Source organism: Streptomyces sp. NPDC006624 (genome assembly GCF_040611555.1).
In the GTDB taxonomy this organism is placed as follows: Bacteria; Actinomycetota; Actinomycetes; order Streptomycetales; family Streptomycetaceae; genus Streptomyces.
On record NZ_JBEXOM010000009.1, the window covers coordinates 124,867 to 150,599 of the forward strand.

General features: G+C 70.2%; 28 protein-coding genes and 2 pseudogenes. 11 read left to right on the forward strand and 19 right to left on the reverse strand.

The window, feature by feature from the left end; all coding sequences use genetic code 11:
* Nucleotides 1-81: 81 nt before the first annotated feature.
* The 3 genes from pyrH to rpsB form a co-directional block, all read right to left on the reverse strand.
* Nucleotides 82-840 carry a UMP kinase gene (pyrH, locus tag ABZY20_RS18810; protein WP_010044452.1) on the reverse strand — a complete coding sequence of 253 codons (759 nt, stop codon included), beginning with the start codon at nucleotides 838-840 and terminating at the stop codon, nucleotides 82-84.
* A 183-nt stretch (nucleotides 841-1,023) separates the two neighbouring features.
* On the reverse strand, nucleotides 1,024-1,860 hold the full coding sequence (gene tsf / locus ABZY20_RS18815) for a translation elongation factor Ts (protein WP_356442648.1): 837 nt from the start codon (nucleotides 1,858-1,860) through the stop codon (nucleotides 1,024-1,026).
* A 151-nt stretch (nucleotides 1,861-2,011) separates the two neighbouring features.
* Complete coding sequence (gene rpsB, locus ABZY20_RS18820) at nucleotides 2,012-2,890, reverse strand: 30S ribosomal protein S2 (RefSeq protein WP_356442649.1); 879 nt, start codon at nucleotides 2,888-2,890, stop codon at nucleotides 2,012-2,014.
* A 274-nt stretch (nucleotides 2,891-3,164) separates the two neighbouring features.
* Between rpsB and ABZY20_RS18825 the strand changes: the two genes are divergently transcribed.
* Entirely contained in the window at nucleotides 3,165-3,797 is a 633-nt protein-coding gene (locus tag ABZY20_RS18825; protein ID WP_356442650.1) for a peptidoglycan DD-metalloendopeptidase family protein, read from the forward strand.
* Nucleotides 3,798-3,838: 41 nt separating this feature from the next.
* Here the strand turns inward: ABZY20_RS18825 and ABZY20_RS18830 are convergent, their stop codons facing one another.
* The 4 genes and pseudogenes from ABZY20_RS18830 to ABZY20_RS18845 all read right to left on the reverse strand — a co-directional run.
* Nucleotides 3,839-4,396, reverse strand: a complete 558-nt coding sequence (locus ABZY20_RS18830; protein WP_356442783.1) for a helix-turn-helix domain-containing protein — start codon at nucleotides 4,394-4,396, stop codon at nucleotides 3,839-3,841.
* 94 nt (nucleotides 4,397-4,490) lie between these two features.
* On the reverse strand, nucleotides 4,491-5,333 hold the full coding sequence (whiG, locus tag ABZY20_RS18835; RefSeq protein ID WP_356442651.1) for an RNA polymerase sigma factor WhiG: 843 nt from the start codon (nucleotides 5,331-5,333) through the stop codon (nucleotides 4,491-4,493).
* 272 nt (nucleotides 5,334-5,605) lie between these two features.
* On the reverse strand, nucleotides 5,606-6,766 hold the full coding sequence (dprA, locus tag ABZY20_RS18840) for a DNA-processing protein DprA (RefSeq protein ID WP_356442652.1): 1,161 nt from the start codon (nucleotides 6,764-6,766) through the stop codon (nucleotides 5,606-5,608).
* Nucleotides 6,763-8,157, reverse strand: a pseudogene (locus tag ABZY20_RS18845) (YifB family Mg chelatase-like AAA ATPase); the annotation flags it as partial. The pseudogene ABZY20_RS18845 and the gene dprA, both read right to left, overlap by 4 nt.
* A 28-nt stretch (nucleotides 8,158-8,185) precedes the next feature.
* Here ABZY20_RS18845 and ABZY20_RS18850 point away from each other — a divergent pair.
* The gene (locus ABZY20_RS18850; RefSeq protein WP_356442653.1) at nucleotides 8,186-9,670 is read left to right on the forward strand and encodes a recombinase family protein; all 1,485 of its coding nucleotides are present in this window, start codon (nucleotides 8,186-8,188) and stop codon (nucleotides 9,668-9,670) included.
* 68 nt (nucleotides 9,671-9,738) lie between these two features.
* On the opposite strand, the gene ABZY20_RS18855 is transcribed toward ABZY20_RS18850, so the two are convergent.
* The 10 genes from ABZY20_RS18855 to ABZY20_RS18900 form a co-directional block, all read right to left on the reverse strand.
* On the reverse strand, nucleotides 9,739-9,987 hold the full coding sequence (locus tag ABZY20_RS18855) for a hypothetical protein (protein ID WP_356442654.1): 249 nt from the start codon (nucleotides 9,985-9,987) through the stop codon (nucleotides 9,739-9,741).
* A 94-nt stretch (nucleotides 9,988-10,081) separates the two neighbouring features.
* Nucleotides 10,082-10,321, reverse strand: a complete 240-nt coding sequence (locus ABZY20_RS18860; RefSeq protein WP_356442655.1) for a hypothetical protein — start codon at nucleotides 10,319-10,321, stop codon at nucleotides 10,082-10,084.
* A 48-nt stretch (nucleotides 10,322-10,369) separates the two neighbouring features.
* A complete protein-coding gene (locus ABZY20_RS18865) occupies nucleotides 10,370-10,600 on the reverse strand; it encodes a hypothetical protein (protein ID WP_356442656.1) in 231 nt (76 codons plus the stop codon).
* An 81-nt stretch (nucleotides 10,601-10,681) separates the two neighbouring features.
* Nucleotides 10,682-10,870, reverse strand: coding sequence for a helix-turn-helix domain-containing protein (locus ABZY20_RS18870; protein ID WP_356442657.1), 189 nt, complete (start codon nucleotides 10,868-10,870; stop codon nucleotides 10,682-10,684).
* Nucleotides 10,871-11,094: 224 nt separating this feature from the next.
* The gene (locus tag ABZY20_RS18875) at nucleotides 11,095-11,817 is read right to left on the reverse strand and encodes a recombinase family protein (protein ID WP_356442658.1); all 723 of its coding nucleotides are present in this window, start codon (nucleotides 11,815-11,817) and stop codon (nucleotides 11,095-11,097) included.
* 44 nt (nucleotides 11,818-11,861) lie between these two features.
* Nucleotides 11,862-12,173 (reverse strand): helix-turn-helix transcriptional regulator, encoded by a 312-nt coding sequence (locus ABZY20_RS18880; protein WP_356442659.1) that lies wholly within the window; start codon nucleotides 12,171-12,173, stop codon nucleotides 11,862-11,864.
* Nucleotides 12,174-12,175: 2 nt separating this feature from the next.
* Complete coding sequence (locus ABZY20_RS18885) at nucleotides 12,176-12,460, reverse strand: hypothetical protein (protein ID WP_356442660.1); 285 nt, start codon at nucleotides 12,458-12,460, stop codon at nucleotides 12,176-12,178.
* Complete coding sequence (locus tag ABZY20_RS18890) at nucleotides 12,460-13,293, reverse strand: hypothetical protein (protein ID WP_356442661.1); 834 nt, start codon at nucleotides 13,291-13,293, stop codon at nucleotides 12,460-12,462. Before ABZY20_RS18890 ends, ABZY20_RS18885 begins: the two co-directional genes overlap by 1 nt.
* 642 nt (nucleotides 13,294-13,935) lie before the next feature.
* Nucleotides 13,936-16,194, reverse strand: a complete 2,259-nt coding sequence (locus tag ABZY20_RS18895) for a phage/plasmid primase, P4 family (RefSeq protein ID WP_356442662.1) — start codon at nucleotides 16,192-16,194, stop codon at nucleotides 13,936-13,938.
* 116 nt (nucleotides 16,195-16,310) lie between these two features.
* Entirely contained in the window at nucleotides 16,311-16,490 is a 180-nt protein-coding gene (locus ABZY20_RS18900) for a hypothetical protein (RefSeq protein WP_356442663.1), read from the reverse strand.
* A gap of 363 nt (nucleotides 16,491-16,853) precedes the next feature.
* Here ABZY20_RS18900 and ABZY20_RS18905 point away from each other — a divergent pair, with 363 nt between their 5' ends.
* The 3 genes from ABZY20_RS18905 to ABZY20_RS18915 are packed head-to-tail and all read left to right on the forward strand — an operon-like array spanning nucleotide 16,854 to nucleotide 18,222.
* Nucleotides 16,854-17,717, forward strand: coding sequence for a hypothetical protein (locus ABZY20_RS18905; RefSeq protein ID WP_356442664.1), 864 nt, complete (start codon nucleotides 16,854-16,856; stop codon nucleotides 17,715-17,717).
* A complete protein-coding gene (locus ABZY20_RS18910) occupies nucleotides 17,714-17,887 on the forward strand; it encodes a hypothetical protein (RefSeq protein ID WP_356442665.1) in 174 nt (57 codons plus the stop codon). Before ABZY20_RS18905 ends, ABZY20_RS18910 begins: the two co-directional genes overlap by 4 nt.
* Nucleotides 17,884-18,222: a hypothetical protein gene (locus ABZY20_RS18915; protein WP_356442666.1), complete on the forward strand. Its 339-nt coding sequence runs from the start codon at nucleotides 17,884-17,886 to the stop codon at nucleotides 18,220-18,222. Before ABZY20_RS18910 ends, ABZY20_RS18915 begins: the two co-directional genes overlap by 4 nt.
* 430 nt (nucleotides 18,223-18,652) lie before the next feature.
* Here the strand turns inward: ABZY20_RS18915 and ABZY20_RS18920 are convergent, their stop codons facing one another.
* Complete coding sequence (locus tag ABZY20_RS18920; protein ID WP_356442667.1) at nucleotides 18,653-18,931, reverse strand: GntR family transcriptional regulator; 279 nt, start codon at nucleotides 18,929-18,931, stop codon at nucleotides 18,653-18,655.
* 212 nt (nucleotides 18,932-19,143) lie between these two features.
* Between ABZY20_RS18920 and ABZY20_RS18925 the strand changes: the two genes are divergently transcribed.
* Both ABZY20_RS18925 and ABZY20_RS18930 read left to right on the forward strand, forming a co-directional pair.
* Nucleotides 19,144-19,458, forward strand: a complete 315-nt coding sequence (locus ABZY20_RS18925; RefSeq protein WP_356442668.1) for a DUF6415 family natural product biosynthesis protein — start codon at nucleotides 19,144-19,146, stop codon at nucleotides 19,456-19,458.
* A 56-nt stretch (nucleotides 19,459-19,514) separates the two neighbouring features.
* Nucleotides 19,515-19,661 carry a hypothetical protein gene (locus ABZY20_RS18930; RefSeq protein WP_356442669.1) on the forward strand — a complete coding sequence of 49 codons (147 nt, stop codon included), beginning with the start codon at nucleotides 19,515-19,517 and terminating at the stop codon, nucleotides 19,659-19,661.
* A 104-nt stretch (nucleotides 19,662-19,765) separates the two neighbouring features.
* On the opposite strand, the pseudogene ABZY20_RS18935 reads toward ABZY20_RS18930, so the two are convergent.
* A pseudogene (locus ABZY20_RS18935) lies at nucleotides 19,766-19,861 on the reverse strand (magnesium chelatase domain-containing protein); the annotation flags it as partial.
* A 46-nt stretch (nucleotides 19,862-19,907) separates the two neighbouring features.
* Between ABZY20_RS18935 and ABZY20_RS18940 the strand changes: the two are divergent.
* The 4 genes from ABZY20_RS18940 to ABZY20_RS18955 all read left to right on the forward strand — a co-directional run bounded on the left by ABZY20_RS18940 (nucleotide 19,908) and on the right by ABZY20_RS18955 (nucleotide 25,715).
* Nucleotides 19,908-21,437, forward strand: coding sequence for an integrase (locus ABZY20_RS18940; protein WP_356442670.1), 1,530 nt, complete (start codon nucleotides 19,908-19,910; stop codon nucleotides 21,435-21,437).
* Nucleotides 21,438-21,514: 77 nt separating this feature from the next.
* On the forward strand, nucleotides 21,515-23,167 hold the full coding sequence (locus ABZY20_RS18945; RefSeq protein WP_356442671.1) for a hypothetical protein: 1,653 nt from the start codon (nucleotides 21,515-21,517) through the stop codon (nucleotides 23,165-23,167).
* The gene (locus ABZY20_RS18950; protein WP_356442672.1) at nucleotides 23,164-25,302 is read left to right on the forward strand and encodes an integrase; all 2,139 of its coding nucleotides are present in this window, start codon (nucleotides 23,164-23,166) and stop codon (nucleotides 25,300-25,302) included. The genes ABZY20_RS18945 and ABZY20_RS18950 overlap by 4 nt, the downstream gene beginning before the upstream one ends.
* Entirely contained in the window at nucleotides 25,299-25,715 is a 417-nt protein-coding gene (locus ABZY20_RS18955; protein ID WP_356442673.1) for a hypothetical protein, read from the forward strand. Before ABZY20_RS18950 ends, ABZY20_RS18955 begins: the two co-directional genes overlap by 4 nt.
* The last annotated feature ends 18 nt before the right edge of the window (nucleotides 25,716-25,733 follow it).

Consider the following 25,733-nt stretch of genomic DNA (forward strand, 5'->3'; position numbering starts at 1 on the left):
GTTCCCGACCGGCGGGACATTGTCCATCCCCCGGCCCGGCTCCGACCCGTCCGTCCCCCGGACGGGGTGGTACTCGGGGTCTCAGTCCCGGCTGCCGGGGTCCCCCACCAGCGTGCCGATCTTCTCACCCTTGACGGCCCGTCCGATGTTGCCCTCCGCCAGCAGCTCGAAGACCACGATCGGGAGCTTGTTGTCGCGGCACAGGGTCACGGCCGTGGCGTCGGCGACCTTGAGGTCGCGGGTGATGACCTCGCCGTAGCCGAGGTGGTCGAACTTCACGGCGTCCGGGTTGGTCTTGGGGTCGGAGTCGTAGACCCCGTCCACTCCGTTCTTGCCCATCAGCAGCGCCTCGGCGTCGATCTCCAGGGCGCGCTGGGCGGCGGTGGTGTCGGTGGAGAAGTACGGCATGCCCATACCGGCACCGAAGATCACCACGCGGCCCTTCTCCAGGTGCCGTACGGCGCGCAGCGGGATGTACGGCTCGGCCACCTGGCCCATGGTGATGGCGGTCTGCACGCGGCAGTCCACGCCCACCTTCTCCAGGAAGTCCTGGAGGGCCAGGCAGTTCATGACCGTGCCGAGCATGCCCATGTAGTCGGAGCGCGCCCGGTCCATGCCGCGCTGCTGGAGTTCGGCGCCGCGGAAGAAGTTGCCGCCGCCGATGACGACCGCGATCTGCGCTCCGTCGCGCACGACGGCCGCGATCTCGCGGGCGATCTTGTGCACCACGTCGGGGTCGACGCCCAGGCCCCCACCGCCGGAGAAGGCCTCTCCGGACAGCTTCAGCAGAAACCGGCCGCGTACTTTGCCGTCGTCGCTCTTCTGGGCCTTGGTGGTCATGGGGTTCCCGCCTCTTTCACGTGTTGCACATACCAAGAAGGCCATTGCCGGTGGGGCGTGTTTCGCATCCCATACGGCAATGGCCTCCTCGTCAGATCTGCTGTCGTCCGTCACCGCTGTGACGGCGTACGCGGACGACTGCTGTCGACCCTATCGGGGTCGCGCGTCGATCGCGGTACGGACTCAGATGCCGACCTTGATGCGCGTGAAGCGCTTCAGGGTGACACCGGCCTCGTCCAGGACCTTCTGGACCGACTTCTTGTTGTCCAGCGCGTACGGCTGGCCGAGCAGCGTGGCGTCCTTGAAGAAGCCGTTGAGGCGACCCTCGACGATCTTCGGCAGGGCGGCCTCGGGCTTGCCCTCGGCGCGGGTGGTCTCCTCGGCGACGCGGCGCTCGGACTCGACGACCTCGGCCGGCACGTCCTCCTTGGAGAGGTACTTCGGCGCGAAGGCGGCGATGTGCTGGGCGACGCCCTTGGCGATCTCCGCGTTCGGCTTGTCCAGCTCGACGAGGACACCGATCTGCGGGGGCAGGTCGGGCATCGTGCGGTGCATGTACGCCGTCACGTAGCCGTCGGCGAACTGGGCGAAGCGGTCCAGGACGATCTTCTCGCCCAGGTTGGCGTTGGCCTCGTCCACGTACGCCTGGACGGTCTTGCCGGGCTCGATCTCGGAGGCGAGCAGGGCCTCGATGCCGGCCGGGGAGGTCTTGGCGACGTGCTCGGCGATGGTCTTGGCGACGCCCTGGAACTTGTCACCCTTGGCGACGAAGTCCGTCTCGCACTTCAGCTCGACGAGGACACCGGAGGAGTTGTCGTCGGCGATGATCGAGACCACGGCGCCGTTCTCGGCGGAGCGGCCCTCGCGCTTGGCGACGCCCTTCTGGCCCTTGATGCGGAGCGCCTCGACGGCCTTCTCGACGTTGCCCTCGGCCTCGTCCAGCGCCTTCTTGCAGTCCATCATGCCGGCGCCCGTGAGCTCACGAAGCTTCTTGACGTCGGCGGCGGTGTAGTTCGCCATGAGTCTGTGAATCTTTCTCGAAGTCTGGAAGATCGAAGATCTGCGGATGCGCCCCAGCAAGCCAGGGGGCGTGGTCCGTCCGCTGACCTACGGGTGAACGGCGGGAGCGGACTGGATGTCCCCGCTCCCGCCGTCACCTCGGACTGACGGGTCAGGCCTGCTCGGCCTCGGCCGGCTTCTCGTCCTCGGCCGGCTTCTCGGCCTCGGCCTCGGCGGGCTTCTCGGCCTCGGCGGCCGGGGCGGCCTCGTCGGCCTTCTTCTCGCCCTCGAGCAGGTCGCGCTCCCACTCGGCGAGCGGCTCGCCCGCGGCCTTCTCGCCCTTGTCACCGGTGGCGACGCCGGAACGGGCGATGAGGCCCTCGGCGACGGCGTCGGCGATCACACGGGTGAGCAGGGTGACGGAGCGGATCGCGTCGTCGTTGCCCGGGATCTTGTAGTCGACCTCGTCGGGGTCGCAGTTGGTGTCGAGGATGGCGACGACCGGGATGTTGAGCTTCCGGGCCTCACCGACCGCGATGTGCTCCTTCTTGGTGTCCACGATCCAGACGGCGCTGGGCACCTTCTGCATCTCGCGGATACCGCCGAGGGTCTTCTCCAGCTTGGCCTTCTCGCGGGAGAGGACCAGGAGCTCCTTCTTGGTCAGACCGGAGGACGCGACGTCCTCGAAGTCGATCTGCTCGAGCTCCTTCAGGCGCTGCAGGCGCTTGTAGACGGTCGAGAAGTTGGTGAGCATGCCGCCCAGCCAGCGCTGGTTGACGTAGGGCATGCCGACGCGGGTGGCCTGCTCGGCGATGGCCTCCTGCGCCTGCTTCTTCGTGCCGACGAACATGACCGTGCCGCCGTGGGCGACGGTCTCCTTGACGAACTCGTAGGCGCGGTCGATGTACGACAGCGACTGGAGCAGGTCGATGATGTAGATGCCGTTGCGCTCCGTGAAGATGAAGCGCTTCATCTTCGGGTTCCAACGACGGGTCTGGTGACCGAAGTGGACGCCGCTCTCCAGCAGCTCCCGCATCGTGACGACGGCCATGGCCGTATCTCCTTGAATGTTCTCGGTTGTGCCGCGGATGCCGGACGGCTTCCGCGCCTGACGCCCGCTGCGCGCCGTGCCACGAGGGACCGAGGGGCGCTGATACGACCCGTTGCCGGGGTTCGTATCGGGGCGTGCGAAGTCGACCCGGTGGCCCGGGTCGCCACCAGAAGTGTACGGGACCCACGGGGCCCCGGGTGACGCCGTTGTCCACAACCGGGCACCGGTCCACAGCCGCGGCCGGTGCCGGCCGGTGATCGGGGACGCTTCCGGCATGCGAGCGAACCGATGTGTGCGCGTGATCACGCGCCTGGCCCTGCTGCTGGTGCTGACGGCCGCGGTCCTGCTGGCCCCGCCGCCGCCCTTGTTCGCGGCGGACGGGGCGGACGGTGCGGGCGGGGCGGACGCCTCCGACGCCTCCGATGCGGCCGACGCGGCCGACGTGCCCGTCCCGGACGGCTCCGTGCCGGCCGTCGGGCGGGCGTGGCCGGTCGGCTCACGTCCTGTGGTCCTGCGCGGATGGGAGCCGCCCGCGACGGTCTACGGCCCGGGCCACCGCGGCGTGGACCTGGCCGCGGCAGCGGGGGCTCCGGTGCGGGCGGTGGCGGCGGGGACGGTGTCCTTCGCCGGCCGGGTGGCGGGCAAGGGGGTGGTCTCGGTGGAGCTGACGGGGACGGGCACCCCTGCCCTGCGTACGACGTACGAGCCGGTCACGCCGTCCGTCGAGGAGGGCGAGGCGGTGGAAGCCGGCCAGGTGGTCGGCACGGTGGACGCGAAGGGCTCGCACTGCGCGGCGACCTGTGTCCACTGGGGCCTCAGGAGGGCCGGGGCCTATCTGAACCCGCTGTCGCTGCTGCCGCCCTGGCTCCTGTCCAGAGGCCCGTCGCGCCTGCTGCCGCTCGGGTGAACGGCGGGCGGCGCCTCCTCGTGCGCTCCCGGGCGGCGGACTCAGCCGCGCACGCCCCGCAGAGCCATGGAGACGGCCGCGTCCGTGATCGCCCCGGGTTCCTCCGCCGCCCCCAGCTCCAGCCGCCGCACGGCCGCGTCCACGACGCCCTGCACCAGCATCGCCGCGAGCCGGGGCTGCTCGTGCCCGAGCTGCTCCAGCGCGTCGACGATCAGCGCGACCAGCCCGCCGTGGGCCGCGCGGATCTTCTCCCGCGCCCCCGCGTCCAGTTCACTCGCCGAGATCGCCACCACGGCCCGGTGCCGCCGGTCCCCGACCAGCTCCAGCTGCCGGCGCACATACGCCTCGACCTTGCCCTCGGCCGTCTCCGCGCGCTCCATCACCGCCGACACCTCGGCGGCCCAGACCGGGAAGTCGGCCTCGCACAGCTCCTCGACCACTGCGGCCCGGGACCGGAAGTACTCGTAGACGGACGAGCGCGCGAGGCCCGTCCGCTCGGCGAGGGCGGGGAAGGTCAGCGCCTCCGTACCGCCCTCGGACAACAAGGAACGAGCCGCGTCCAGCAGGGCGGCTCGCTGCATCGACCGGTGCTCGGCCACGGAGGCCGCTCGAATCCTTGGCACGTCGACCACTGTACGGACGCGCCGGGCCCGGTGGGAGTGGCTCCTTCGGACCCGGTGCCCTGCGGACGGCTCAGCGGCCGAAGCTCGCCAGCTTCGCCCTCAGCTGGAGCACCGACTTGGTGTGGATCTGGCTGACCCGGCTCTCCGTCACGCCCAGGACGTTCCCGATCTCGGCCAGGGTGAGGCCCTCGTAGTAGTACAGCGTGACCACGGTCTTCTCCCGCTCGGGCAGCGTGTTGATCGCCCGCGCCAGGAACCTCCGCAGCTCCCGGTCCTCGGCGACCTCCACGGGGTTGTCCGCGGCGGTGTCCTCCAGCGTGTCCATGACGCTGAGCCCGTCGCCGCCCTCGGCCCCGACGTGCAGCAGCTCCTCCAGGGCCACCACGTTGGCCAGCGACAACTGGCTGAACACGGCGTGGAGTTCCTCCACCGCGATGCCCATCTCGGCGGCCACCTCGCCCTCCGTCGGCGTCCGCCGCAGCCGCGCCTCCAGCGTGGCGTAGGCCCGCTCCACGTTGCGCGCCTTCTGCCGCACCGAGCGGGGGATCCAGTCCAGCGCCCGCAGTTCGTCGATCATGGCGCCCCGGATCCGGGTGATCGCGTACGTCTCGAACTTGATCTCCCGGTCGAGGTCGAACTTCTCGATCGCGTCGATCAGCCCGAACACCCCGGACGAGACGAAGTCCGCCTGCTCCACGTTGGACGGCAGCCCCACGCTGACGCGTCCGGCCACGTACTTCACGAGCGGCGAGTAGTGCAGGATGAGCTGCTCCCGCAGCCGCTCGTCCCCCGTCGCCTTGTACGACCGCCACAACTCGTCGAGCGTCGAGGGAGCGGGCGGCCGCACGCTGCCGCCGTCACGGGCGGCTGGGGGAATCGCCGCCCGGTCGGAGCCGGAGGTGTGCTGGGGCATTCGTCGCCTTGTGCCGTTCTGCTGCGGAGTGGTGTCGCCGGGGAGGGCTGTCTGTCTGATGTCGCGTTGCCTGTCCGTGTCGGGATCCTCGTGAGCGTAGCGTGACTGCAGTGTCGCGGTGTGCGAAGGACGGGGGGCGAAACGGGCGCAGATACGTTCCGCGAGGTGCTCCGCCGAGTCGAACGGATGGCTCGGTGTGATCACCGGAGAACCCCAACTGGGCGCGATATCAAGGGGCGTAGGGGTTCCCCCGGACGGCCGAACAGACGCGGTCAACCCGACTCGCGATCACCGCGGACCGATATCACCGCCTGGCGTGTCAACTTCCAGCCCTCGCCCTGTCGTTCGACGTAACCGAGTGCTCGGAGTTCGTACAGTCTCGCGATCGCGTCGTCGGGTGCCGTCTGTGCGCGGCGCGCGATCTCTTCCGGCCGGGCCGCCCTGCTCGCCGGCAGTGCGGCGAGCACCTGGCGGGCGGCCGGTTCCAGCAGGTCCCGGGGCAGGACGGGGCCGCGCCGGTCGGGGGCGAGCTGCCCGATGTCGCCCACCAGTTCGACGACGTCGGCGGCGTCGGTGACCAGGACCGCCTCGCCGCGCAGCAGGCCGTGCACGCCGGCGGACAGCCCGCTGGTGGCGGGACCCGGCACGCCCATGGTGTAGCGGCCGAGGCGCTGTGCCGCCCGTGCCGTGCCGAGGGAGCCGCTGCGGTGGGCGGCCTCGACGACGACGGTGCCGCGGGTGAGGGCCGCGATCACCCGGTTCCGCAGCAGGAAGCGGCTCGGCGTCGGATGGTCGCCGGGCGGCAGCTCGCCCACGACGAGTCCCTGTTCGGCGATCCTGCCGATCAGCCGGGTGTGTCCGCGCGGGTAGGGCCGGTCGAGTCCGCAGGCGAGGACGGCGACGGTGGCACCGCCCGCGCCGAGCGCTCCGCGGTGTGCCGCTCCGTCGACGCCGTAGGCTCCGCCGGACACCACGACCCAGCCCTGTTCGGTGAGGCCGGCGGCGAGGGTGGCCGCCATGTGGGCCCCGTACTCGGTGCAGGCGCGGGCTCCGACGACGGCGACGGACTTCAGCGCCCACATCCGCAGACTGGCCCGCCCCCGCACCCACAGCCCGAGGGGCCGGCCGTCCCCGAGATCGTCGAGTTGCCCCGGCCACTCGGCGTCCCCGGGGCACACGAAGCGCACCCCGGCGTCGCGGGCGACGGCGAGATCCCGCCGCGGTCGTGCGACCGAGGCCCGGGCGACCAGCCCGGCCCACCGCTTCCCGCTCGCCCCGGGCAGCGCCGCCCCGCCCTGCCGCAACCGCCGCACCACTTCCCCGGCTCCGTACTCCCGCACCCACCGCCCGCCCGTTTCGTCGCCGGGCTCGATGACCCGGGTGAGGAAGACGCGGTCGAGCAGCTCGCCGTCCGGTGCGCCGGCGCCGCTCACGTCAGCGCACCGATGGCCATGGGCACGCCCCGCGGCACACCGGTGCGCAGCTGGAGGGCGAGGGCGACGTCCGTCGCGTCGGGCCGGTCGTGGCCGGCGAGGTCGGCGACGGTCCAGGCGACGCGCAGGACCCGGTCGAGTCCGCGGGCGGTCAGGACGCCCCGCTCCAGGCTCCGCTCGGCCTCGTCCATCGCGCCGGGCTCGGCGTGCCAGCGGCTGCGCAGCTCTCGGCCGGGCACCTCGCTGTTGGTGCGCCAGTGTGTGCCGGCGAGGCGTTGTGCTGCCCGTTCCCGGGCCGCTCGCACCCGGTCGGCGACCGTCGCGGTGGATTCGCCCCGGGCGCCGCGGGCGGTCAGCTCGGTTCGGGTGACGCGGTCCACCTCGACACGGAGGTCGACACGGTCGAGGAGGGGGCCGGAGAGCCTGGCCTGGTAGCGGCGGATCGCCGAGGGCGGGCACTCGCACAGGGTGTCCCGCTGGGAGAACCGGCCGCACGGGCACGGGTTCGCCGCCAGCACCATCAGGAACTTCGCCGGGAAGCGCACGACACCGGCACTGCGCGCGATGACGACGTGCCCGGCCTCCAGCGGCTGGCGCAGGGCGTCCAGGGCCCGGCTGCTGAACTCCGGCGTCTCGTCCAGAAAGAGCACGCCCCGGTGCGAGAGCGAGACCGCGCCGGGCCGGGCGATGCCGGGACCGCCGCCGACCAGTGCCTGCATGGTGGCCGAGTGGTGCGGGGCGCAGTAGGGGGCGAGGTCGATCAAGGGCTTGCCCGGGGGCAGCAGGCCCGCCACCGAGTGCACCGCCGTGACCTCCAGCGACTCCTGCCGGCCGAGCCGGGGCAGGATCGAGGGCAGCCGCTCCGCGAGCATCGTCTTGCCCGCTCCGGGAGGCCCTTCGAGGAAGAGGTGGTGCCCGCCCGCGGCCGCCACCTCCACGGCCGTGCGCGCCGAGGTCTGTCCGACGACGTCCGCCAGGTCGTGCCCGTGGTCGTGCGGGGCGGCTCCGGCGCTGTGCATGCCGGTGGCCGCGCCCGTGCCCGGCACGCGCAAACCGGCGAGGAGGGGGTCGGGGCGCCCCAGCTCGTCCTGCTCCTCGTCGGGGACGGGCTCGTCGGCCAGGACGGCGATCAGCTGCCGCAGACTGCGCACGCCCAGCACGGACACCCCGGGCACGAGGGACGCCTCGGCCGCCGCGCACTCCGGAACGACCACCTGCTCGTAGCCCGCGTCGGCCGCCGCCAGCACCGCGGGCAACACCCCTCGCACGGGCCGCACCCGCCCGTCCAGCCCCAGCTCCCCGATCATCACGATGTCGGCGAGGACGCGCGGGTCGATGCGCTCCGCCGCGCCGAGGACCGCTGCCGCGACCGCCAGGTCGAATGTTCCGCTAGGACGGTTTTAACGGGACGATGGACGCATGACCAAGGAAGCGCCCGTGCGGGCCGTCATATATACGAGGATCAGCAGCGACCCCACCGGCCGCGCCGCTGGCGTCGAGCGCCAGGAGAAGGACTGCCGGGCCCTTGCCCGGGACCTCGGCTGGAAGGTCGTGGAGATCCGCCGGGACAACGACATCAGCGCGTACTCGGGCAAGACCCGCCCCGGCTTCCGCGCACTGCTGGCCGACATCCGCGAGGGCCGCGCGGACGCGGTCCTGGCCTGGCACTCGGACCGCCTGTATCGCCGCTTGCCCGACCTGGAAGACCTCATCAAGGCCGTGCAGGCACGTCACGTACCGATCCGCACGGTACGTGCTGGCACCATCGACCTGAGCACCGCGTCCGGCGTGATGCAGGCTGAGATCCTGGCCAGCGTGAGCAAGCACGAAGTGGCCCACGCCGTGGAGCGCATCACGGCCGCCAAGGAGCAGGCCGCCGTCCAGGGCCGGTACCGGGGCGGCCCCCGGCCGTTCGGGTACGAGGGCGACGGCGTGACCGTCCGCGAAGACGAGGCCCGGCACCTGCGCCGCGCCACTCAGGCGATCATCGACGGCGAGTCCCTGCGCGCGGTCTGCGCCGAGTGGGAGGCTGCCGGGGTCCGCACCGTGCCGCGCCGCAAGCGCGCCGCCGACGGGAGCCCCGGGGAGCTGGAGTCCCGGGCCTGGAAGCCGACCGAGCTGCGCCGGCTGCTGCTGCGGCCTCGTAACGCCGGTCTCATGGAGCACCGGGGCGAGGTCATCGGCAGGGCGCAGTGGGCGCCGGTCGTCAGCGAGGATCAGTGGCGAGCCTGCAAGGCCGTCCTGGAGAACCCCGAGCGGCGGACGACGACGTCCAGCGCCCGCAAGTGGCTCGGCTCGGGCCTGTATCGCTGTGGTGAGCCGGGGTGCACCTTGACCGTGCGCTGCACCACGTCCGGGCGGGGCTCCCGGCGGACTCACCAGCCCGCCTACCGCTGCTGGTCCGGCAAGCACGTCACCCGCAACGCCGCCGCAGTGGACGACTTCGTGGAGCGGGTGGTCGTCGAGCGGCTGGCCCGGCCGGACGCCGTCGGACTCCTGCGCCCCTCGGCCGACGACCCGCAGCGCGGGGACCTCGCGGCCCGCGCAGCCGTCCTCCGAGCCAAGTTGAAGCAGTACGGAGACGACTACGCGGACGACCTGATCACCCGGCAGCAGATGATCGACGGGACCGCGCGCACCCGCGAGAAGCTGGCCGCCGTGGAGGAGCAGATGGCGGAGCTGTCCACGGGCTCCGTCCTGGCGGGCGTCCCGCTCGGCACCCCCGACGTGGAGGCGGCCTGGAAGGGATTCCACCTGGACCGGAAGCGCGCCATCCTGACGGCCCTCATGACGGTGACGATCCTCCCCGCCCGGCGCGGCCGGCCCAAGGGCTACGTCCCCGGCCGCGACACGGGGTATTTCGACCCGGAGTCCGTCCGCATCGACTGGACTCCGTCCGCCTGAGCCAGACACGAGAAAGCCCCTGCGGGACGTCCCGCAGGGGCTTTCTGCTGCGCTCGCTGCCTGCCGGGTCAGTCGGCCCGCAGCTCCGCCGCAAGGCGCTCCACGGCCCGGTTCAGGCGGTCGACGGTGGCGGCGATGACCGGTCCGCGCGCCCGCACGGCCTCCAGTTCCGCCTCGACCTCACGCAGGGCCGACTCGGCGTCGGACGGCTGCGGGTCGGGGACCAGGTGGAGCCGGCGGCCCCAGCGCGGTCGGGCCAGGGGCGTGCCGATCTCCTCGCGGAAGTCCGGTCGAGGGTCGGCCTGTTCGTACGTCATGCTGGCATTGCTCCTCTACTGGTCGGCGGACAGCGCCGGTTGACGGGGCACGACCGCCGGGGCGTGTCAGACGCCCCGGCGGTCGCAGTTCCAACTACGCGGGCAGGACCGGCCCCTCGAAGCCCGGCATCCCCGTGCGGGTCATCTCCTCCTCCAGCCACAGCAGCGCGTGGCTGCGGAGCATCGGCAGCGTGTGAGCGGCGGCCATGCGGTCGTCCCCGAACAGGTTGATGCCGGCGAGGAACGAGGCCCACGCCATCGCGGTCACGGTGTGGAGCGTGGTCTGTGCGGTGTTCCAGGGCAGTGCGGTGCGGGCTGCGGTGCTGTGTGCCATGACGGGTCCCCCTCCAGGGCGCGTAGATGGGTTGGGCGCGGACGGCGGTCAGGACAGACGGGCGGCCGTCTCACGACCCTTGTCCAGCAGCGCGGCGTGCAGCTCGGCGGCGGCGGAGCTGCGGGGCTGCGGGATGTCCGCCTGCGCGCCGAGGCTGGCGAGCAGGTCGGCCAGGGCGTCGTCCTCGCCGGCGAACGCCGTGGAGAGCACGGCGGCGGCGGAGGCGCCGGACATGGGGCGCGGGGTGTAGAGCGCGGAGAGGGTGGGGAAGTGCTGCATGATGGTTCTGCCTTTCAGGTCTCGTGACAGGGGCTTACGGAGGCGTCGGGTCGTCGGGGGTGCCACCCCGGCGGCCCTCTTTCAGTTGTCCGGGTCGATGGGCTTCGCGGAGGCGAGCACTTCGGCCCGGGACACCTTGATGAGCCGGCCGACCCGGTAGCCGTTCAGCTTCCCGTCGGCCACCCACTGGCGGATGGTCTGCGGAGTCAGGCCCAGCAGTCGGGCCGCCTCCCTCGTTCGGATCAGGTCCGCCGGTGTCTCGTCTGACATCTCGGTTCCTCCGTATACGCAAATGGCCGGGGGCGTTCACCGGAGTCGGTGAACGCCCCCGGCCAAGTTCCTTGGTCGTTGGGGGCCTTCCTAGTGGACTGTCGCCAGCCCGCCCGCCTGTCTTGCTACCAACAGAGTCGCACTGTTTCGCAAGATTGGCAAGAGTTGCGCTGTATCGCTATAAAGTCCCAGGTGGAGAGGCTTTCGGCCCGTCGGGTGTCCGCTCAGCTCGCGGCGGACGCGGTGCGCAGCCGGGCGGCGTCCTGGCCCCGGTAGACCTTCTGGACCGTGGACGGGTACCACTTGGCCCCGCCCTGCGCGGTCGGCACGCCGTCGACGGTGAGGCCGTTCGCAATCGCCGTCCAGCCCCGGCCGTCCTCGTCGTGCTCACGGATGATCCGGGCCACGACGTCGTCAGGGAGAGCAGCCGGCCGACCGAGGCGCACCCCGGCGGCCCGCTTCGCGGCCAGGCCCTCGCGGGTCCGGGAACGGATCAGGTCCCGCTCGAACTCCGCGAAGCCCGCGAGCTGCGTGAACATCAGGCGCCCGTGCGGCGTGGAGTTGTCCACGGAGCCATCCGCCGCCGCGAGCTGCCAGCCCTCACCCTCCGCCCGGTCCCGCAGCGCGAGCAGGTCCGACGCCTTCCGGCCCACGCGGTCCGAGCGACGGAACAGCAGCATGGACGCCGGGCCGGTGCGCAGCGCCTCCAGCGCCTTGGACAACTCCGGGCGCTTCAGCGGCGACGTGCCGCCGGATACGCCCTCGTCCACGAACCACTCGCCGATGGTGAAGCCGCGTGCAGCGGCGAACGCCTCGATCTCCGCGCGCTGCGCGTCGAGGCCAGCCCCGGACTTCACCTGCTCGTCGGTGCTCACCCGCAGGTACCCGATGGCCAGGTTCGGCGTGCGGGTCGTCTTGGTCCGGCGGGTGTTCCTCGGCGTCGTCATACCCACACCATACACCAAAGGGTCGTTTGGTGTATGCGAGTTTCCTAGGAAACGCCGCCAGGATCGGGCGAAGCGGACACAACGGGCGAACGCTCCGGGTGGTCGCGCCCCGCGTCGTCCACGGCCACGGACAGCAGCCGCTCCCGGTCGCCGCCCTCCAGGCAGAGCACGTCCGCGAGCGCGCGAGCGACGCTGACCGAGGGCAGGCGGCGGCCCGCCTCCATGTTGGCGAGGTGCGAGCGGCTGACCCCGGCGAGGAACGCGGCCTCCACCTGGCGCAGCTCCATCTGCTCACGGGCCACGCGCAGCAGCGCCCCGAGGTCCGCCGGCGGGACGCGCCGGATGCGGTGTGACACGGTCAGCTCCTCCACGGCAGCACCACCCGGGTCAGGGCCGCGTCCCGCACCCGGGCGCGCAGCTCGGGCGGCCACGTCTTCATCGCTGCCGCCTCCTGCTCGGCCACGGTCGGCGGGGTCGCCGGCCGCGAGGGCTCGGGCGCACGGCGGGCCGCCGTGGTCAGCCGGCGGTACTCCCCGCGCAGCGCGGCCACCCTGGCCGCCGCTCCCGGCTCGTTGGGCCGCCGGGCGATGTCGCGCAGCTCCCGGCGGATCTCACGGCGCCGCGCCTCGGGGTCTCGGACCATCACACATCACCCGTCCCGGTACCGGCGGTACCGCCTTCGTAGGGGTCGTCCGGGCCGGTACCGCCGGTACCGTCCGCGTCGTCGTCCTCGTCGAGCGGGCCGAACTCCTGCTCAAACTCGGCGACGGCGTCCAGCACCGCATCCGCGTCGTCCCGTTGCTGCGCCGTTGGCCGTGACGGTCCCGGGGGCAAGGCGAGCTGCGCGACCACGGGCGAGGGAATCCGTTCCTCGGCTACCACGCGGTACCGCAGGCCGCCGGGGCCGTCGATGTAGAGGCCGCCGTCTGCGACGTACGGCGTGCACGTCGCAGGTGCCGGGGGTAGCGGCTCGGGCTCGGGCTGGCCGCCCAGCACGGCGGCGGCGGCCTCCAGGGCGGCCGTGCGCCGTTCGCCCTCCACGCGCAGCACCTTGAGGGCCGCCAGGACGGCCGCCGTCACCGCCTCGGTCTCCTGGTCCAGGCGCCGGTCCAGTTGAACGCTCAGCGCCTCGGGGGCATCCGCGCCCCGCAGTCGTCTGCGGGATTCGTTGATCTTCACCAGGCGGTCCACGGCCCTCAGACGGCCGTCGGCGTCCCCGGCCGCCGTCATGGTGGCGAACACGCGCCGCCACAGCTCGGTCAGCTCGGCGTCCCGCATGGCCACGAACTCGTCGGCCACGGGGCCGACCCTGCGCGCGGCCTCCTGAGCCACGATCTTGTTCACCTGCGACTGGGACAGGCCGATGGCATCGGCGATGCGCCGTTCGGGCAGGCCCGACAGCTTCAGCCGAAACACCTTCTCCGCGCGCTCGGCGCGCTGCGCGGCGTTGAGCCTGCGCTGGGGCGGGGCACCCATGCTGACCGCCTCTCTGTGATTCGCCGGCGGACTGGTGGGGGCATGGTCCCCGCGATCCCGCTTCCGACCAAACGGACATCTGCCACGGCGTCGGTCACGCCCGTCACGGATGGCTGTCGCGGCTGTCACGGACGTCCGTCACGCCCGTCATGGGTGGCTGTCGCGGTGTCCGTCACGGGGCGTGCGGGCCGCTGGCCTTGGTTCTCTCCCGTCCGGTCGGCCCGGTGGGCGCGGGGGTGTCGGCAGCCTCGTGTCAGCCGCCGGGCCGACGGACAGGCCCGGCAGGGGGGTACGGGCCGGGGTCACAGAGGAGATGGCGTGGCTGATACCGGGACGGGGCTGAGCGAGACACACGCGCGCCTGGTCGTCCGGCGCACCCGCCGCCGTGGCGGGCTTTCGGTGGCCGGGGTCCACGGGGTGAGGACGGCTCCGACCTGCGGTGTCATGGGTTGTACATGGGTGGAAAGGGTCATCCGGTTAACCCTTACGCGTGGGAGATTTCTACGGTTAACGGGAGCACCCTTTCCACCCATGTACAACCCGTGCCAGGGGTGCGCCCCGGGGGCCCTACCTGCGGAAACGCGAGAACGCCCGGAGTGCACTAACTGCGCCCCGGGCGTCCTGTATCTGTGCTTTGAGGTGCTATGCCACGGTTGCGGCGCTTTCCCGTGCCGGGATGACCTGCGCGGGTGCGTCAGGCTCCCTGAACCGCACCCCGAGCCACGCCGCGTACCGGTCTCCCAGCTCCTTGCGCTGCATGTCCTGGAACGGGTCGCCCGAGGTCGGCCGGGACAGCCGTGCATTGCGCCGCTGGACCTTCTTCACGATGTCGTGCTGGGCGGCCCAGTCGTGGCCGCCGAGCCGCGCCGCCAGGGTCTTGTCCGACCATTCGCGCATCCCGTGGCTGGCCAGCCAGGCGTTCATCTCGCTCAGCAGGTCCGCAGCAGAGACGTGGGCATTCGGCTCGGGGACCAGGCGCTCATGGGCGAAGCGCAGCACCACGTCCGTCTCCATGCGCCACTCCCGCGTGTCCTCCTCGACCCGCTCGGGAAGCGGCGGCATGACCTTGTCGGCTTCATACCAGCGCCGTGCGCCCTCCACCATCCACGCGAGGGCGGCCATGCGCGGGCCGTCGTTGAGCTTGCACCGATCGCGCAGGTTCGGGTCTCCCTGGCGGTCGTTGGGACCCTTCAGCGGCTCCCCCGGCTTGCGGAAGGTGTACGGGAACCGGAGCAGGGCCAGGCGCCGCCACGTCCCGTGGTCGGTAGCCGTCACGCTCGGGCGGTGGTTCGTGTTGATGAACAGGGAGTGCGTGGCGTCGAACGTCACCGGGTCCTGCCGCATCCGGCGGGCCGTGATCTGCGCCGTACCGGCGAGGCGCTTGACCCGGGTGGTGTCCAACTGGCCCTCTTCCGGGGTCTCCTCCAGGACGGCCAGCCGCGCCCCGAGGAAGTCCATCAACTCCGTCGGGTGGTTGTCGTTCGCGTTGCCCATCAGCGCCCGGTCCGAGACGTTGACGTAGTACCCGCCACGCTTCCCGGCTGCGGTGGCCAGGGTGTCCGCACAGGTCGTCTTGCCGTTGCTCCCCGAACCCTGGCAGATCACCACGACGTCATCGGGGACCAGGTGGCCGGTGATGCCCTGGCCGGTGCGTACCTGGTACCAGCTCCGGACGCTCTCCGGGACGGCCTCCAGCGCCTTGTCCCAGTCGGGGTGCGTGTAGCCGCGCCGGTACTCCGCCCCGGCGATCTTCGTCATGAGCCTGTCCGGGTCGTGGGGGCGCAGCTCGCCCGTCCGCAGGTCCACCACGCCGTTCGGGCAGTTGAGCAGGTCGGGGTCCGCGTCCAGGTCGTTGGCGTCGGTGAGGACGCCGGGTCGTGCGGACGCCTGCTTGATGATGCTCGCCTGCTTGCTGGCCCCGAGCGCGGTACGCCATCCGTCGATCTCCGCCCGGTGGCGGCCCGGCTGCGTCTTCTCCGCGTCCAGGGCGGCGTGGAACTTGGCCGTGGCCCACTGCTGTACGAGCTGCGAGACGTGGCGCTCGGACGCCTCCTCCCACACCGTGCCGGTCCAGCGCAGCCACCCGATGCCGTCCACGAACCGGAAACGGCCGTCCAGCTCGTCGGCCACCAGGTCGGCCGCCAGGAACGTGTCAGAGAACGCGGCATCGCGCGGGCCGTCGTCCGGGGCCTTGTCGGTGGCGACGGCCGCCAGGCCGGCGGCGTCTCCCCCGGCGGCGAAGTAGTCGTCCACGCCTTTCACGGCCGTGCCGTTGACCTCCGACGGGACGACGACGTACTTCACCGCCTGCACGCCCTTGGAGCGCAGCCACGCCCCGAAGCGCCGCATGGCGGCCCGTACGTCGGGGTTGGTCGCCGCGTCAGCGTCGAAGCACACGACGGCCACCGCACGGCCCCTCAGCGGCACGTCCTCCCAGTCGCCGAGGGTGCCGAGGGTGGAGCGCCAGCACCACACACCGGTCAGGCCGATGGCGGCCAGTCCCCGGCTCGCGAGGCTGTCCACCTTCTTGACGCCCTCGGTGAACCACAGCGGGACGGCCAGGTCTGCCAGGCGCTCGCGGGTGTACTGCGGGACGTCCAGGTGAAGGCTCCCGCCCTTGGGAGTCTCGTACTTCACCGGCCGCGACTTGCCGTTCTTCGCCACCATGCGCGGCGTGAAGGGCTTGATCTGGTGCGTGATGACCTCACCGGTCGCCCGGCGCACCGGGATGAGCAGCAACGGCCACGCGTCTTCGCGGTCCCACGCGCCCTGTGTGAACCCGAGCGCCTTGAGCCGGTCGCAGTCCTCCGGAGTGCCCTCCAGCGTCTCGTACCCGCGTGCGGCGGCCACGTCCTCGCTGACGGCCGACTCGGTCAGGATCTCGTGCCGGTGCGGTTCCATGATCCGGTTAATTCCGGCGTCCGCTGCGGTAGCCTTAACACCAGTCGTTGTCGTGTTAGCGCCCGACATGACTTTCTGAGAGCCCCGGTTGCCGCCGGGGCTTTCTACGTATGCGCTCATTCCGCCGCGCCCCCCGTCGGCCGCAGCAGGGCCCGCAGCTTGTCGAGCTGTTCGGGGGTGAGTTCCGGGGCGCTGTCCACGATCCGCTGGACGTAGCGGTCCAGCGAATTCGTGGCGGCGGCACCCTTGCGATTCCGTTCGATGACGGCCTGAGAGACCGTGTACTTCCTGGGCACGTAGCACTCCGTGAAAATCGAGTCCTACGGCTGGAGGGCTCTCCCCTCCTCCGGCCTACGTGCACAGCCGGCGTTCCTGGCGGGCGCCGTACCCGCATGGGGCCCATCGGGGGCCGCTACGTCAATTATGCGCGCTAAATGACTGATTGAAACGGCGGCTGGGGCGTGCCGAACATTACGGTTCGATTGATTTAACTAAGTCATCACTGACTGCCCGGAAGGGTGATGAATTAGTTAAATCAAAGTGGCGCACGCCTCCCTGACTTGACCCGACCACACGGCGAGCGGAAAGCGTGCGCCGAATGTGAGCGTATCTTTCATTCCGGATGTTGCTTTCCGGAACCTAACGGGACAGGTCAGGCCATGGATCAGATACCGGTCTCTACTGCGGCCCGGGTCCTCGGGCTCACGGAACGAGGGCTTCGCCAGATGATGCGCACCGGTCGAGTGCGCGATGCCTCGCGCGCCGGCGAACCGGCGGCCGTCCGAGCGGACGACGTCGAGCGCCTGGTGCACGAACGGCAGTTGGAGGCGTCCCTGCGGCAGCCGGACGCCGTGGCGTTCGCCCGGCAGGTGCGCCGCACCATCTGGCCCGACGAGGAGCTGGACAAGGTGGTGCTGGCCGACGGCCGCGAGGACATCGCCAACCCCGACCAGGCCCGGCGGGTCAGCTCCTCCCCGCGCGGCCGGGACGCGCTGCGCACTCTGAACCCGGACGCGGTGGCCCTGTTCGGCCGGGCCGCCGTCGAGACGGCCGCGATACCGCGCGAGGCGTGGCGGGGCAACTGCCGGTGGTGCTTCGCGGATGCCTCGGCCCGTGCGCTGGGCGGGATGCGCCCGGCCGACTCGCCGGCTTACCGGGCCCTGCTCGGCGCCGAGCCGTGCCCGCGTGACCGCACCCGATGGCAGCAGGAGGCGACGGCCCGCCGGAAGGCCCGCACACGCCTGGATGCGGCCGTCGGGGACCGCCAGCGGGCCGAGGAACGGGCGAAGGCGCAACGGGAGTTCCGCGCGGCCCGTGACGGCCTCTCAGCGGCTTCCCAGCGTCATGCGGCGGCCCTGCGCAGCCTGGCGACCGTGGACCCCGCCACAGCGGCTGTGACGGCCGCTGGAGCCCCTGCGAGGCGGGGCGGGGGCAACCTGCCCTGCGGCTGCACCCACGCCACGTACTGCCCCGCCCACGCCGCCGTGTTCGGCACCTCCGACCGTTCCGTGTCCCGCCGGTGAAGCGCGGCACGACGAACCGGTGCGTCTGCGCCGGCGAGGGTTCCAACTGGCGGCCGTGCCTGGCCCACTTCAACGAGCTGTCCGCCCCGGATCGTCGTCGGGTCAAGGCGGCCTGCGGCGTGGAGGGCGGAGGAGCCCTGTTCGACCTGCGCGAGAGGAGCGAGCGGTGACGGCACGGCAGGAACTCATCGACAACGGCCGCGAAGCTATCGAGGCGCTGACCCAGGACTACCGGGCGGCCGTGGGAACGGTCGTGGAACTGGTCCTCCTGAGCACGGGCGTGGACCTCACCCCGACGCCCCAGCCGCCCATCATGGACGCCACCCGCGCGCAGCTCCAGGACGCGGCGGGCCGAGCGCGGCAGGCCCTCGCGGCCATGGAAACGATCCTCGGCGTGACCTGGGGCGAGGCAACCACACTCGGGGAGCTGATCCGGGACCCGTTCTGGTCCGAGGGTGAGCGGGCCAAGGTTGTGGACCATCTGATCCGGGCGGGGTTGTCGTGATGCGGGCCGACGGCGACCCCTACCGGTCCCCCTGATCCCCGGCCCCCACTCCTTCCGGGGCCGGACACGGCAGAACCCCCGCCTTGCCCATGAGGGCTGGTCACCCTCGGCGGGGGTTCTGTCATGTCCCCTTGGGACACGGGCCGGGACACGTCAGGGGACATGTCCGGGGACACGTCGTGTCCCCCTTGTCCCGCGCTCTCCGGGGAGGGCGTCTTGTCCCCGCATCAGGGCAGGTGGCGGCATGTCCCCTCGGGCTTGTCCCCCTCCACAGCCCGTGTCTCCAGGGACAACGGATGCGGGACAAGACGGGGCGGGGGCTGAAGGAGGGAGGGACAAAGGGGCGCGGCTTGTCCCCGGACATGTCCCCGGGGATGTCCCGGCCCTTGTCCCGCCGGGGGACAAGGGGACAAGGGGACAGCACGGCGCCTCAGTCCCCCGGCGGGGATGGCAGCGGGTCGGCCACGAACGACCCCTTGCCGACCACGGTCACGACCAAGCCGCGCTCGCGCAGTTCCCGGACGGCGCGACTGACCGTCATCCGGGCCACGCCGTAGGTCGCGGCCAAGGTCAGCTCACCGGGCAGACGGTGGCCGGGGCGCAGGTCTCCCCGCCGGATCTGCTTCTCGACGTGGTCCGCAATGACCACGTACACGAGCTGCGGGCCGGCGGGGTCAATCACGGGGAGGTCGTCGTCTTCCTTGGTCACACCGGCACCGTAGACACCCCTTGACCTGCGAAGACACACAGAGGGGTCTACACCTGCCTACAGCGCCCTATATGGTCCAACTAAATAGGCCCCGGCGCCGCTGTCACGGCCCGGGGTGTGGCCGACCGGAGAGGACCGGACGACACATGCAACGTACCTCCCGACCTCGAACACCAGAAGCGCGCGATGCGCGCCCGCTCGACATCGAGACAATGCGGTCCACGGCCCTGCGCTTGCTCGCCGAGGACGCCGAACCCCCGTCCCCCGAGGAACTGGAGACCCTGACGCTCACCCTGCGCGGGCACATGATGCTGCTCGTCCCGGCCGTGGAGGACGCCGCACAGGGCCTCCCGGAGGACGACGTACCCCGGGCCTGCGCGCTGGCGTGCATCGGGTCGGCCCGGCTGCGGCTCGGCCAGGAGCCCGGCCGGAACCTGCCCGCAGGCATCGCCCACGCTCAAGGGCTCGCCCGCTCGGTCAACGCCCTGTGCGACCACGTGGAGAATCTGACGGAGGCGCACCGGTGAGCCGGCAGCGGGTATGCCGCCACTGCGACGAGGTGATCGGGAACCCGGATGATGCGGTGTATCTCGGGCACCAGGAAGCCAACAGCGGCCCCGGCTGGGAGGTGTGGGCGCACCGCGCGCACGCCGACCTCGTAGGGCCGGACCCGGTAGCCCTGGGCATCCTGGCCAGGGTGCTGATCCATCGGGCCCTGAACGGGAACTAGGGCCCCGCAGCGCGAAGCCCCGCCGGTGTGGTGGCCGGCGGGGCTTCGTCGTGCCCCTGGCCAGGGCGAACCCGCCAGGGCTAAGTAAGTCTTTGCGAAACATTTGACAGGTCGAAGCCGCTGCCGGACTTGGGGACGGAGGCGGGGCTCAGGCCCACCGTGAGCTTCTTCTGCGGCCAGGCCGCGCCCGAGTTCTCCACTTCCCTGATGATGTCATCTGTTCAAGCGCGCAGGGAGGAGCTCGGATTGAGAGAGTGGCACGTGGTGTGGGTTCCAGATCCGGGGCAGTGGGGAACGCCGCCCACGGACGGCAGCTTCGGGGTGCATGACCTGCCGGGAGCGGTGGCCCGTATCGGCCTCAAGCCCGGCGATCCCGTGTACGTCAGGCCGGACGGCATAGTGGACCGGGATTTCTTGGATCTCGTACGATCCACGGTTTTCCGAAACCTGGAACGGGAGACGAAGAGGAACTATGGGACGGACTACCGGCTACTGCTGAATTATCTGTCCTCGCGCGGGCTGTCATGGAGGGAAGCGACGCCGCGGGTTTTGGAGGATTACCGGGACTGGCGGTGCGATGCCCCGGAGAACCCCACCTTGATCAGCGGCACAAAGTGGGACCGCGAGGCTGCGGCGTTCACGAAACTGTTCAAGTGGGGCAAGGTCTACCCCTTGCCGGTGGATGTCTCGCGAAGCGAAGACCGGGCGGCAGACTCCGTCAGCTCGCGAGTGTCGTGGGGGACCCCGCGGACCTGGGGCTTGTGGTCAGACATCGGGTTGCGCGGTCACACCCGCTCCGGTCTCGCAGCACCGATGTGGGAATCACGGACTGAGCTGCGGAACACGAGCTTCGTGCAGCTACTGCTGAGCTCGGGCCTGCGGCGACAAGAAGGCGGTTCGCTGCTCCTTTTCGAGCTGCCGACTCAGCGCCTGCGCCATGGCCGCTACATGCATGGCCAGATCGCTGGAGCGGTGACCAGGTCCAAGAACAGTCGGACGTTCTACGCGTCAGTGGATTCCGTCGGCCAGGTCGAGGCGTACGTCGAATCGGAGCGGGCGTGGGCCGTGCAACGCGCTCAAGAGGCGGGCCGCTATCAGCGTCTGCCGATGATGCGGCTTGTCACACGGGTGACGCATGGTCTGAGACCGAAGGTCGAGTGGGTGGATTCGGACGGCGTTGTCGGTGGCAAGGAGCTCAGCCGTCTGGGCTGGCGTGAGCGGCAGTGGTTGTTCATCGAGGGACCGGAAGGGCCGGAGCCAGCGTGGTTGTGGCTGACGGAACAGGGTTTGCCGATGACCCCTGACCGGTGGAACGGTGTATTCCGGATGGCCAATTTGCGCTGCGAGATGACCCTCCTGACAGAGGAAGAGCGGGAGATCCGGCGGCAGTTCAGGCTGGCAGAGGTACAGGCCAAGACCCCGTACATGACGCCGCACTCCTGCCGGCACTCGATGGCGCTCTACATGCTGATCTTGCTGAACGAGCTGTTCGAGAAGCGCTACGGGCTCACCAAGAAGGACCGGCGGGACTTCGCCCTGCTATTCGGCGACCCGTGGTGGCTGGTCAAGACGTTGCTGGGACATGCGGATGTGGAGACGACGAAGCGGCACTACCTCGCGCCGGTCGCGCATCTGCAACTCGAGTCGATCCTCTCTGCTGCAGAAACCGCTGATGAGGGCGACGATGTCGAGGATCTAGATGGCGTGTTCGCCCGGCTGGCCCGGGAGACGGCGGGCATCCAGGACATCGACCTGCTCCTCGGGGCAGTGTCGTGAGCGGGCGGGGACACAGGGCCCAGCCCCCGCCTCCCGACCATCGTGCCGAGCCGGCGCTGGTCCCAGGATCTGTCGTCGTGACGGTCATCAACAAGGCCGGCCGCAAGGCAGAGTACGACTTCGGCGGCCTTGAGGTGGCTGGACCGATGCAGCGGTCGCTGGCCTCAGCGTTTGCCGCCCAGTCGCGCAACTGGACCAGTCACCGAACGGCAAACACCTGCTGGAGCAAGATCGGGCTGTTCGCTCAGTTCGTCGGCTCGTTGGAGTGCCCGCCCGATGACCTTGACGGTCTGACGGTCGCCATGCTGCAGAGCTGGCGGGATAAGCACATTGACACAAACAGCGGTCGAGGCCTGCTTAGCGCAGTGCGCACTCTGCTGCGGCAGGATCCACGGCTGACTGCCGGGCCGGTGGCGGAAGAACTGGCCCGCCGGATTCCATCGCCGACACCCAGTAAGCAGTCCTATGAGCAGGCCGAGCGGGAGCGGGTGGTGCTGACCGCTCGACGCCAGTTCCGCGCGGCCCTTCTCCGGATCAGTGAGAACACGCAACTGCTAGAGGAGTGGCGGGCGGGCCATCTTGTTACAGGCAGCCGTGAGTGGAAGATCGGGAAAATCCTCGATCACACCGCCCGCACGGGGGACGTGCCGCGCACGACCTATCCGGGCGGGCAGGTCCACGTTACGCATCGCAAGCTGCTGGGGGGCAACCGTTCGGAGAAGACCTGGGGCCGGTTGTTCCTCGACCGCTCGGAGCTCACGGCGCTAGCAGTGCTGCTGACCGACCAGTTCGGATGGAATCTGTCCCAATACGACTGCATGCCAGTGCCGACTGCGGCGCCGTCGGCCGGTGAGACAACCTCGGTGACCTACCAGATTCAGGTCGAAAAGCACCGCGCCGGTAAGGGGCGGTGGTTCTCCACCGAGAACGTGACCGATTCAGGGGCCGACTCCCCCGGAAGGCTGGTTACCCAAGCTCTGACGGCCACAGCTCACGGTCGTGCCCTCGCCAACACGCTGGTGCCGGGAACTGACCTACTGATGGTCGCTCGAAGCCACCGACCCGAGAAGAAGCATAGGGACTTGGACCGGCCCGCCTCGCTAGGCCTCCTGGATTTCGGGATCCCGGACGATCTGGCGTCGCGGTGGGCGCGCGGCCAGGGGTTGGGCGGGTCGCCGTTCCAGCGGGCTCGCCGGACCACGGTGACCCATGTGGGCCGCCCTTTGCAGCACACGCAGGGCACCCACGAGAGCATCTACGTTCTGCCCGACCTGCAGGTTCAAAAGGCCTCGCGTGGTGTCTTCGAAGCTGGTGCTCTTGAGGCTCTGGATCAGGCACGCGCCACCGCCTTCGGCGGGAAGATCGCGAACTCGCCGAACCCAAGCCATCAAGAGACGGCAACAGCGGACTGCGAGGACGAAGACTCCAGTCCTTGGCCAGCTCCCGAGGGCGGTTGCGGGGCAGACTTTCTGCTCTGTCTGGCCTGTCCCAACGCCCATGTGCACCCTGGCCATCACCCGCGGCTCGCGTACTTGTACCAGCAGATCCTGAGTCTGCGGTCCGTTACGGACGATCGCAGGTTCCGTGAGCGCTGGGGCGATCACGTGCTGCGGCTTGAGCACCTGCGCGACAAGATCGGTCTGACCGCCTGGACGGCGGACCCAGGCCGGGTCAGCGACAACGACCGCACGATTGTCCGGCTTCTCCTTAAGGAAGACCTCCCGCCATGACCAGCCTTGCCGAAGCCGACCCCTACGTCCTGTCCCTGCCCGGACCGGACAGCCCAGCGATCTTGCCGCAGTGGATCAAGCCCGGCAATGTGCACGCCAATGCCCGCTATGGCGCAGCCATCTGGCCCTTGGCCCCGCTCATCGACAATCCCGGCACCAGGCTGTTCACGATCTACTGGAGGGGCTGCCCGGCCCCCTTCCTCGATCAGGTCAAACTTGCCACCTGGACGATGATCAACGGTCGGCTCCGGCCGACCTACCTTCAAGACCGAGGGGCCCGTGCCCGAGGCAGGACATCCGCCGCGGATATGCGAGACACCTGCTACGAGTGGCTGAGGCTGGCGCGCTGGCTGCACGTACGCCGCATCACGAGCCTCGACGCCTGCACCGAGGATGTGTGGCGCGCCTATATATCCGAGCGCTTGGCCGACGGCGTGAACCGTGGCAGCGCGGAAAAAATCTGCGCGCGCTTGACGGATCTCTGGGCATTCGATCAGCTCAGTGCCAGCCCTGCGGGCATCACCCGGCCTCCCTGGGAGGAGGAGGGGATTGACGACTACCTCCCCTCGGCTGATGGCTCGCGCGCAGAAAACAGCATGGAACCGCTCGACCCGAAGGTCCTCGGTCCCCTGTTGGTCTGGGCGATCCGGTTTGTTGACGACTTCGCCGACGACATCCTCGCGTCCTGGCAGGCGCGTGAACGCCTGCTCGCCACAGCCGCGAACAACGAGGCCGGCCCAGAGGGTCTGGCAGCCCTCGCCCAGCTTCTGCTTCCTGCGGCCCGGTCAGGTGAGCCGCTCCCCTCTGTGCAGATGCACGGCCGACGCAGTCTGGCGCGCACATACGTGGCCGCCCTCACCGGTGCGAGCCTGAGCCAGGTCGACCGGTTCAACGAGCGGCATCGCCTCTCCGAGTTGGCCAACGCACGGCCGGGTCCCTGTCCTTTGCCGGTGCCTGTCATCGGGCAGATCAACGGGAATCCCTGGCGCGAGCACATGGACTTCGACGAGGCCGGCGAGCTCATGCGGCACCTCGGCACCGCAGCGGTGATCATCTGCCTCTACCTGACAGGTATGCGTCCGCAGGAAGTGCAGGGTCTGCGGTCCGGCTGCTGCCCTGACCCGGACCCTGCCGCCGACGGCACGCCCAGTCGTCACCTGATCCGCAGCCATCATTACAAGAACGTCACCGACGATGACGGCAACCACATCTCAGCAGGCGAGGAACGGGAAGTTCCATGGGTTGCCATCACGCCCGTCGTCCACGCCATCCGTGTCCTCGAACGCATGGTGCCCCCGGAGGAAATGCTGCTGAGCTCCTCCCACCACGACTACATCTACCGGCGCAGCCTTCACGGAGTGCTGAAAGGTTCATCATTGAGGGACCGGATTGAAGACTTCGTGGCGTGGGCGAACCACGAGGCGCACGTCCATCACCTACCCGACCAGGTCATCCCCGAAGATCCGCACGGAGCCATCGGGATGGCGCGGTTCAGAAGGACTCTGGCCTGGCACATCGCCCGCCGCCCGGGCGGGTTGATCGCGCTGGCGATTCAGTACGGGCACATGCGCACCGTGCTGAACGCCCGCACGTCCAGTGCCTACGGTTCCCGTAGCCGGGGCGGCGTCCACAGCGTCCTCGACGTCGAAACTGCGCTGGCTGCCGCAGACACCGCCGCTCACCTACGCGACCGTCTCGCCGACGGAGAGAAGATCTCCGGCCCTGCCGCCCGCCGGGCCATCACCGCTGCTGCGTCGACCCCCCGGTTCGAAGGGCGGATCGTCCCTCGCACGTTCGCGAAGAAAGCGGCCAAATTCCTGGCCCGTGACGGTGTCGTGCTCTACGACAACCCGGACGCGTTCCTGATCTGCGCATTCAAGCATGACAACGCGCTCTGCGAGCCCGAACCGGACGCCACTGCACCGAGGCAATACGCCTGTCAGACAGGCTGCGGAAACACCGTCCGCACCGATGACCACGCCCGTGACATGCGGGAACGGGCCGATGAAATCGACCAGTTGACCTCCGCTGCACCCGAGAAGATCGCTAGGCGCCTTCGACGCAACGCCGACAATCTCCGCATCGCCGCCGACGCCCACGACGCCACCGCCCAGAGCGCCAAGGACCTCACATGAACCCATCGCACCACGACGAACGCACCCGCATTCGCGAGGCAATGAACCGGCTCCTTGCCGGACAGGCCACCGTTTCCAACGGCGGCCTCACCGCCACCGCGCTCGCAGTAGAGGCCGGCGTCCACCGCATGGCACTGCTCAAGCGCCACGTCGACCTGAAGAATGAGTTCTACCAGCGTGTCCGCGCCGAGACCCAGCAGGTGCCGGAGCCAGAACAGCAGCTGCGGGAGACGGTCGCCAAGCTCAAGAAGACCCTCGACAACAAGGAGAAAGAACTCAAAGAACTCCGTCAACTGGTCACCAATCTGACGCTGGCCAACGCCGTCCTCACCCATCAACAACACACAACAGCGCCCTCGCCGGACCTCCTAGCTGCGGACAACGTCATCCCGTTCCGCACACTCGACTCCTGACGCGATCCGGGCATCGGG

Coding starts and splice junctions, on each gene's coding strand:
- pyrH (WP_010044452.1), bottom strand. CDS start 840: ATGACCACCAAGGCCCAGAAGAGCGACGACGGCAAAGTACGCGGCCGG.
- tsf (WP_356442648.1), bottom strand. CDS start 1,860: ATGGCGAACTACACCGCCGCCGACGTCAAGAAGCTTCGTGAGCTCACG.
- rpsB (WP_356442649.1), bottom strand. CDS start 2,890: ATGGCCGTCGTCACGATGCGGGAGCTGCTGGAGAGCGGCGTCCACTTC.
- ABZY20_RS18825 (WP_356442650.1), top strand. CDS start 3,165: ATGCGAGCGAACCGATGTGTGCGCGTGATCACGCGCCTGGCCCTGCTG.
- whiG (WP_356442651.1), bottom strand. CDS start 5,333: ATGCCCCAGCACACCTCCGGCTCCGACCGGGCGGCGATTCCCCCAGCC.
- ABZY20_RS18850 (WP_356442653.1), top strand. CDS start 8,186: ATGACCAAGGAAGCGCCCGTGCGGGCCGTCATATATACGAGGATCAGC.
- ABZY20_RS18855 (WP_356442654.1), bottom strand. CDS start 9,987: ATGACGTACGAACAGGCCGACCCTCGACCGGACTTCCGCGAGGAGATC.
- ABZY20_RS18860 (WP_356442655.1), bottom strand. CDS start 10,321: ATGGCACACAGCACCGCAGCCCGCACCGCACTGCCCTGGAACACCGCA.
- ABZY20_RS18865 (WP_356442656.1), bottom strand. CDS start 10,600: ATGCAGCACTTCCCCACCCTCTCCGCGCTCTACACCCCGCGCCCCATG.
- ABZY20_RS18870 (WP_356442657.1), bottom strand. CDS start 10,870: ATGTCAGACGAGACACCGGCGGACCTGATCCGAACGAGGGAGGCGGCC.
- ABZY20_RS18875 (WP_356442658.1), bottom strand. CDS start 11,817: ATGACGACGCCGAGGAACACCCGCCGGACCAAGACGACCCGCACGCCG.
- ABZY20_RS18885 (WP_356442660.1), bottom strand. CDS start 12,460: ATGGTCCGAGACCCCGAGGCGCGGCGCCGTGAGATCCGCCGGGAGCTG.
- ABZY20_RS18890 (WP_356442661.1), bottom strand. CDS start 13,293: ATGGGTGCCCCGCCCCAGCGCAGGCTCAACGCCGCGCAGCGCGCCGAG.
- ABZY20_RS18895 (WP_356442662.1), bottom strand. CDS start 16,194: ATGGAACCGCACCGGCACGAGATCCTGACCGAGTCGGCCGTCAGCGAG.
- ABZY20_RS18905 (WP_356442664.1), top strand. CDS start 16,854: ATGGATCAGATACCGGTCTCTACTGCGGCCCGGGTCCTCGGGCTCACG.
- ABZY20_RS18925 (WP_356442668.1), top strand. CDS start 19,144: ATGCGGTCCACGGCCCTGCGCTTGCTCGCCGAGGACGCCGAACCCCCG.
- ABZY20_RS18950 (WP_356442672.1), top strand. CDS start 23,164: ATGACCAGCCTTGCCGAAGCCGACCCCTACGTCCTGTCCCTGCCCGGA.
- ABZY20_RS18955 (WP_356442673.1), top strand. CDS start 25,299: ATGAACCCATCGCACCACGACGAACGCACCCGCATTCGCGAGGCAATG.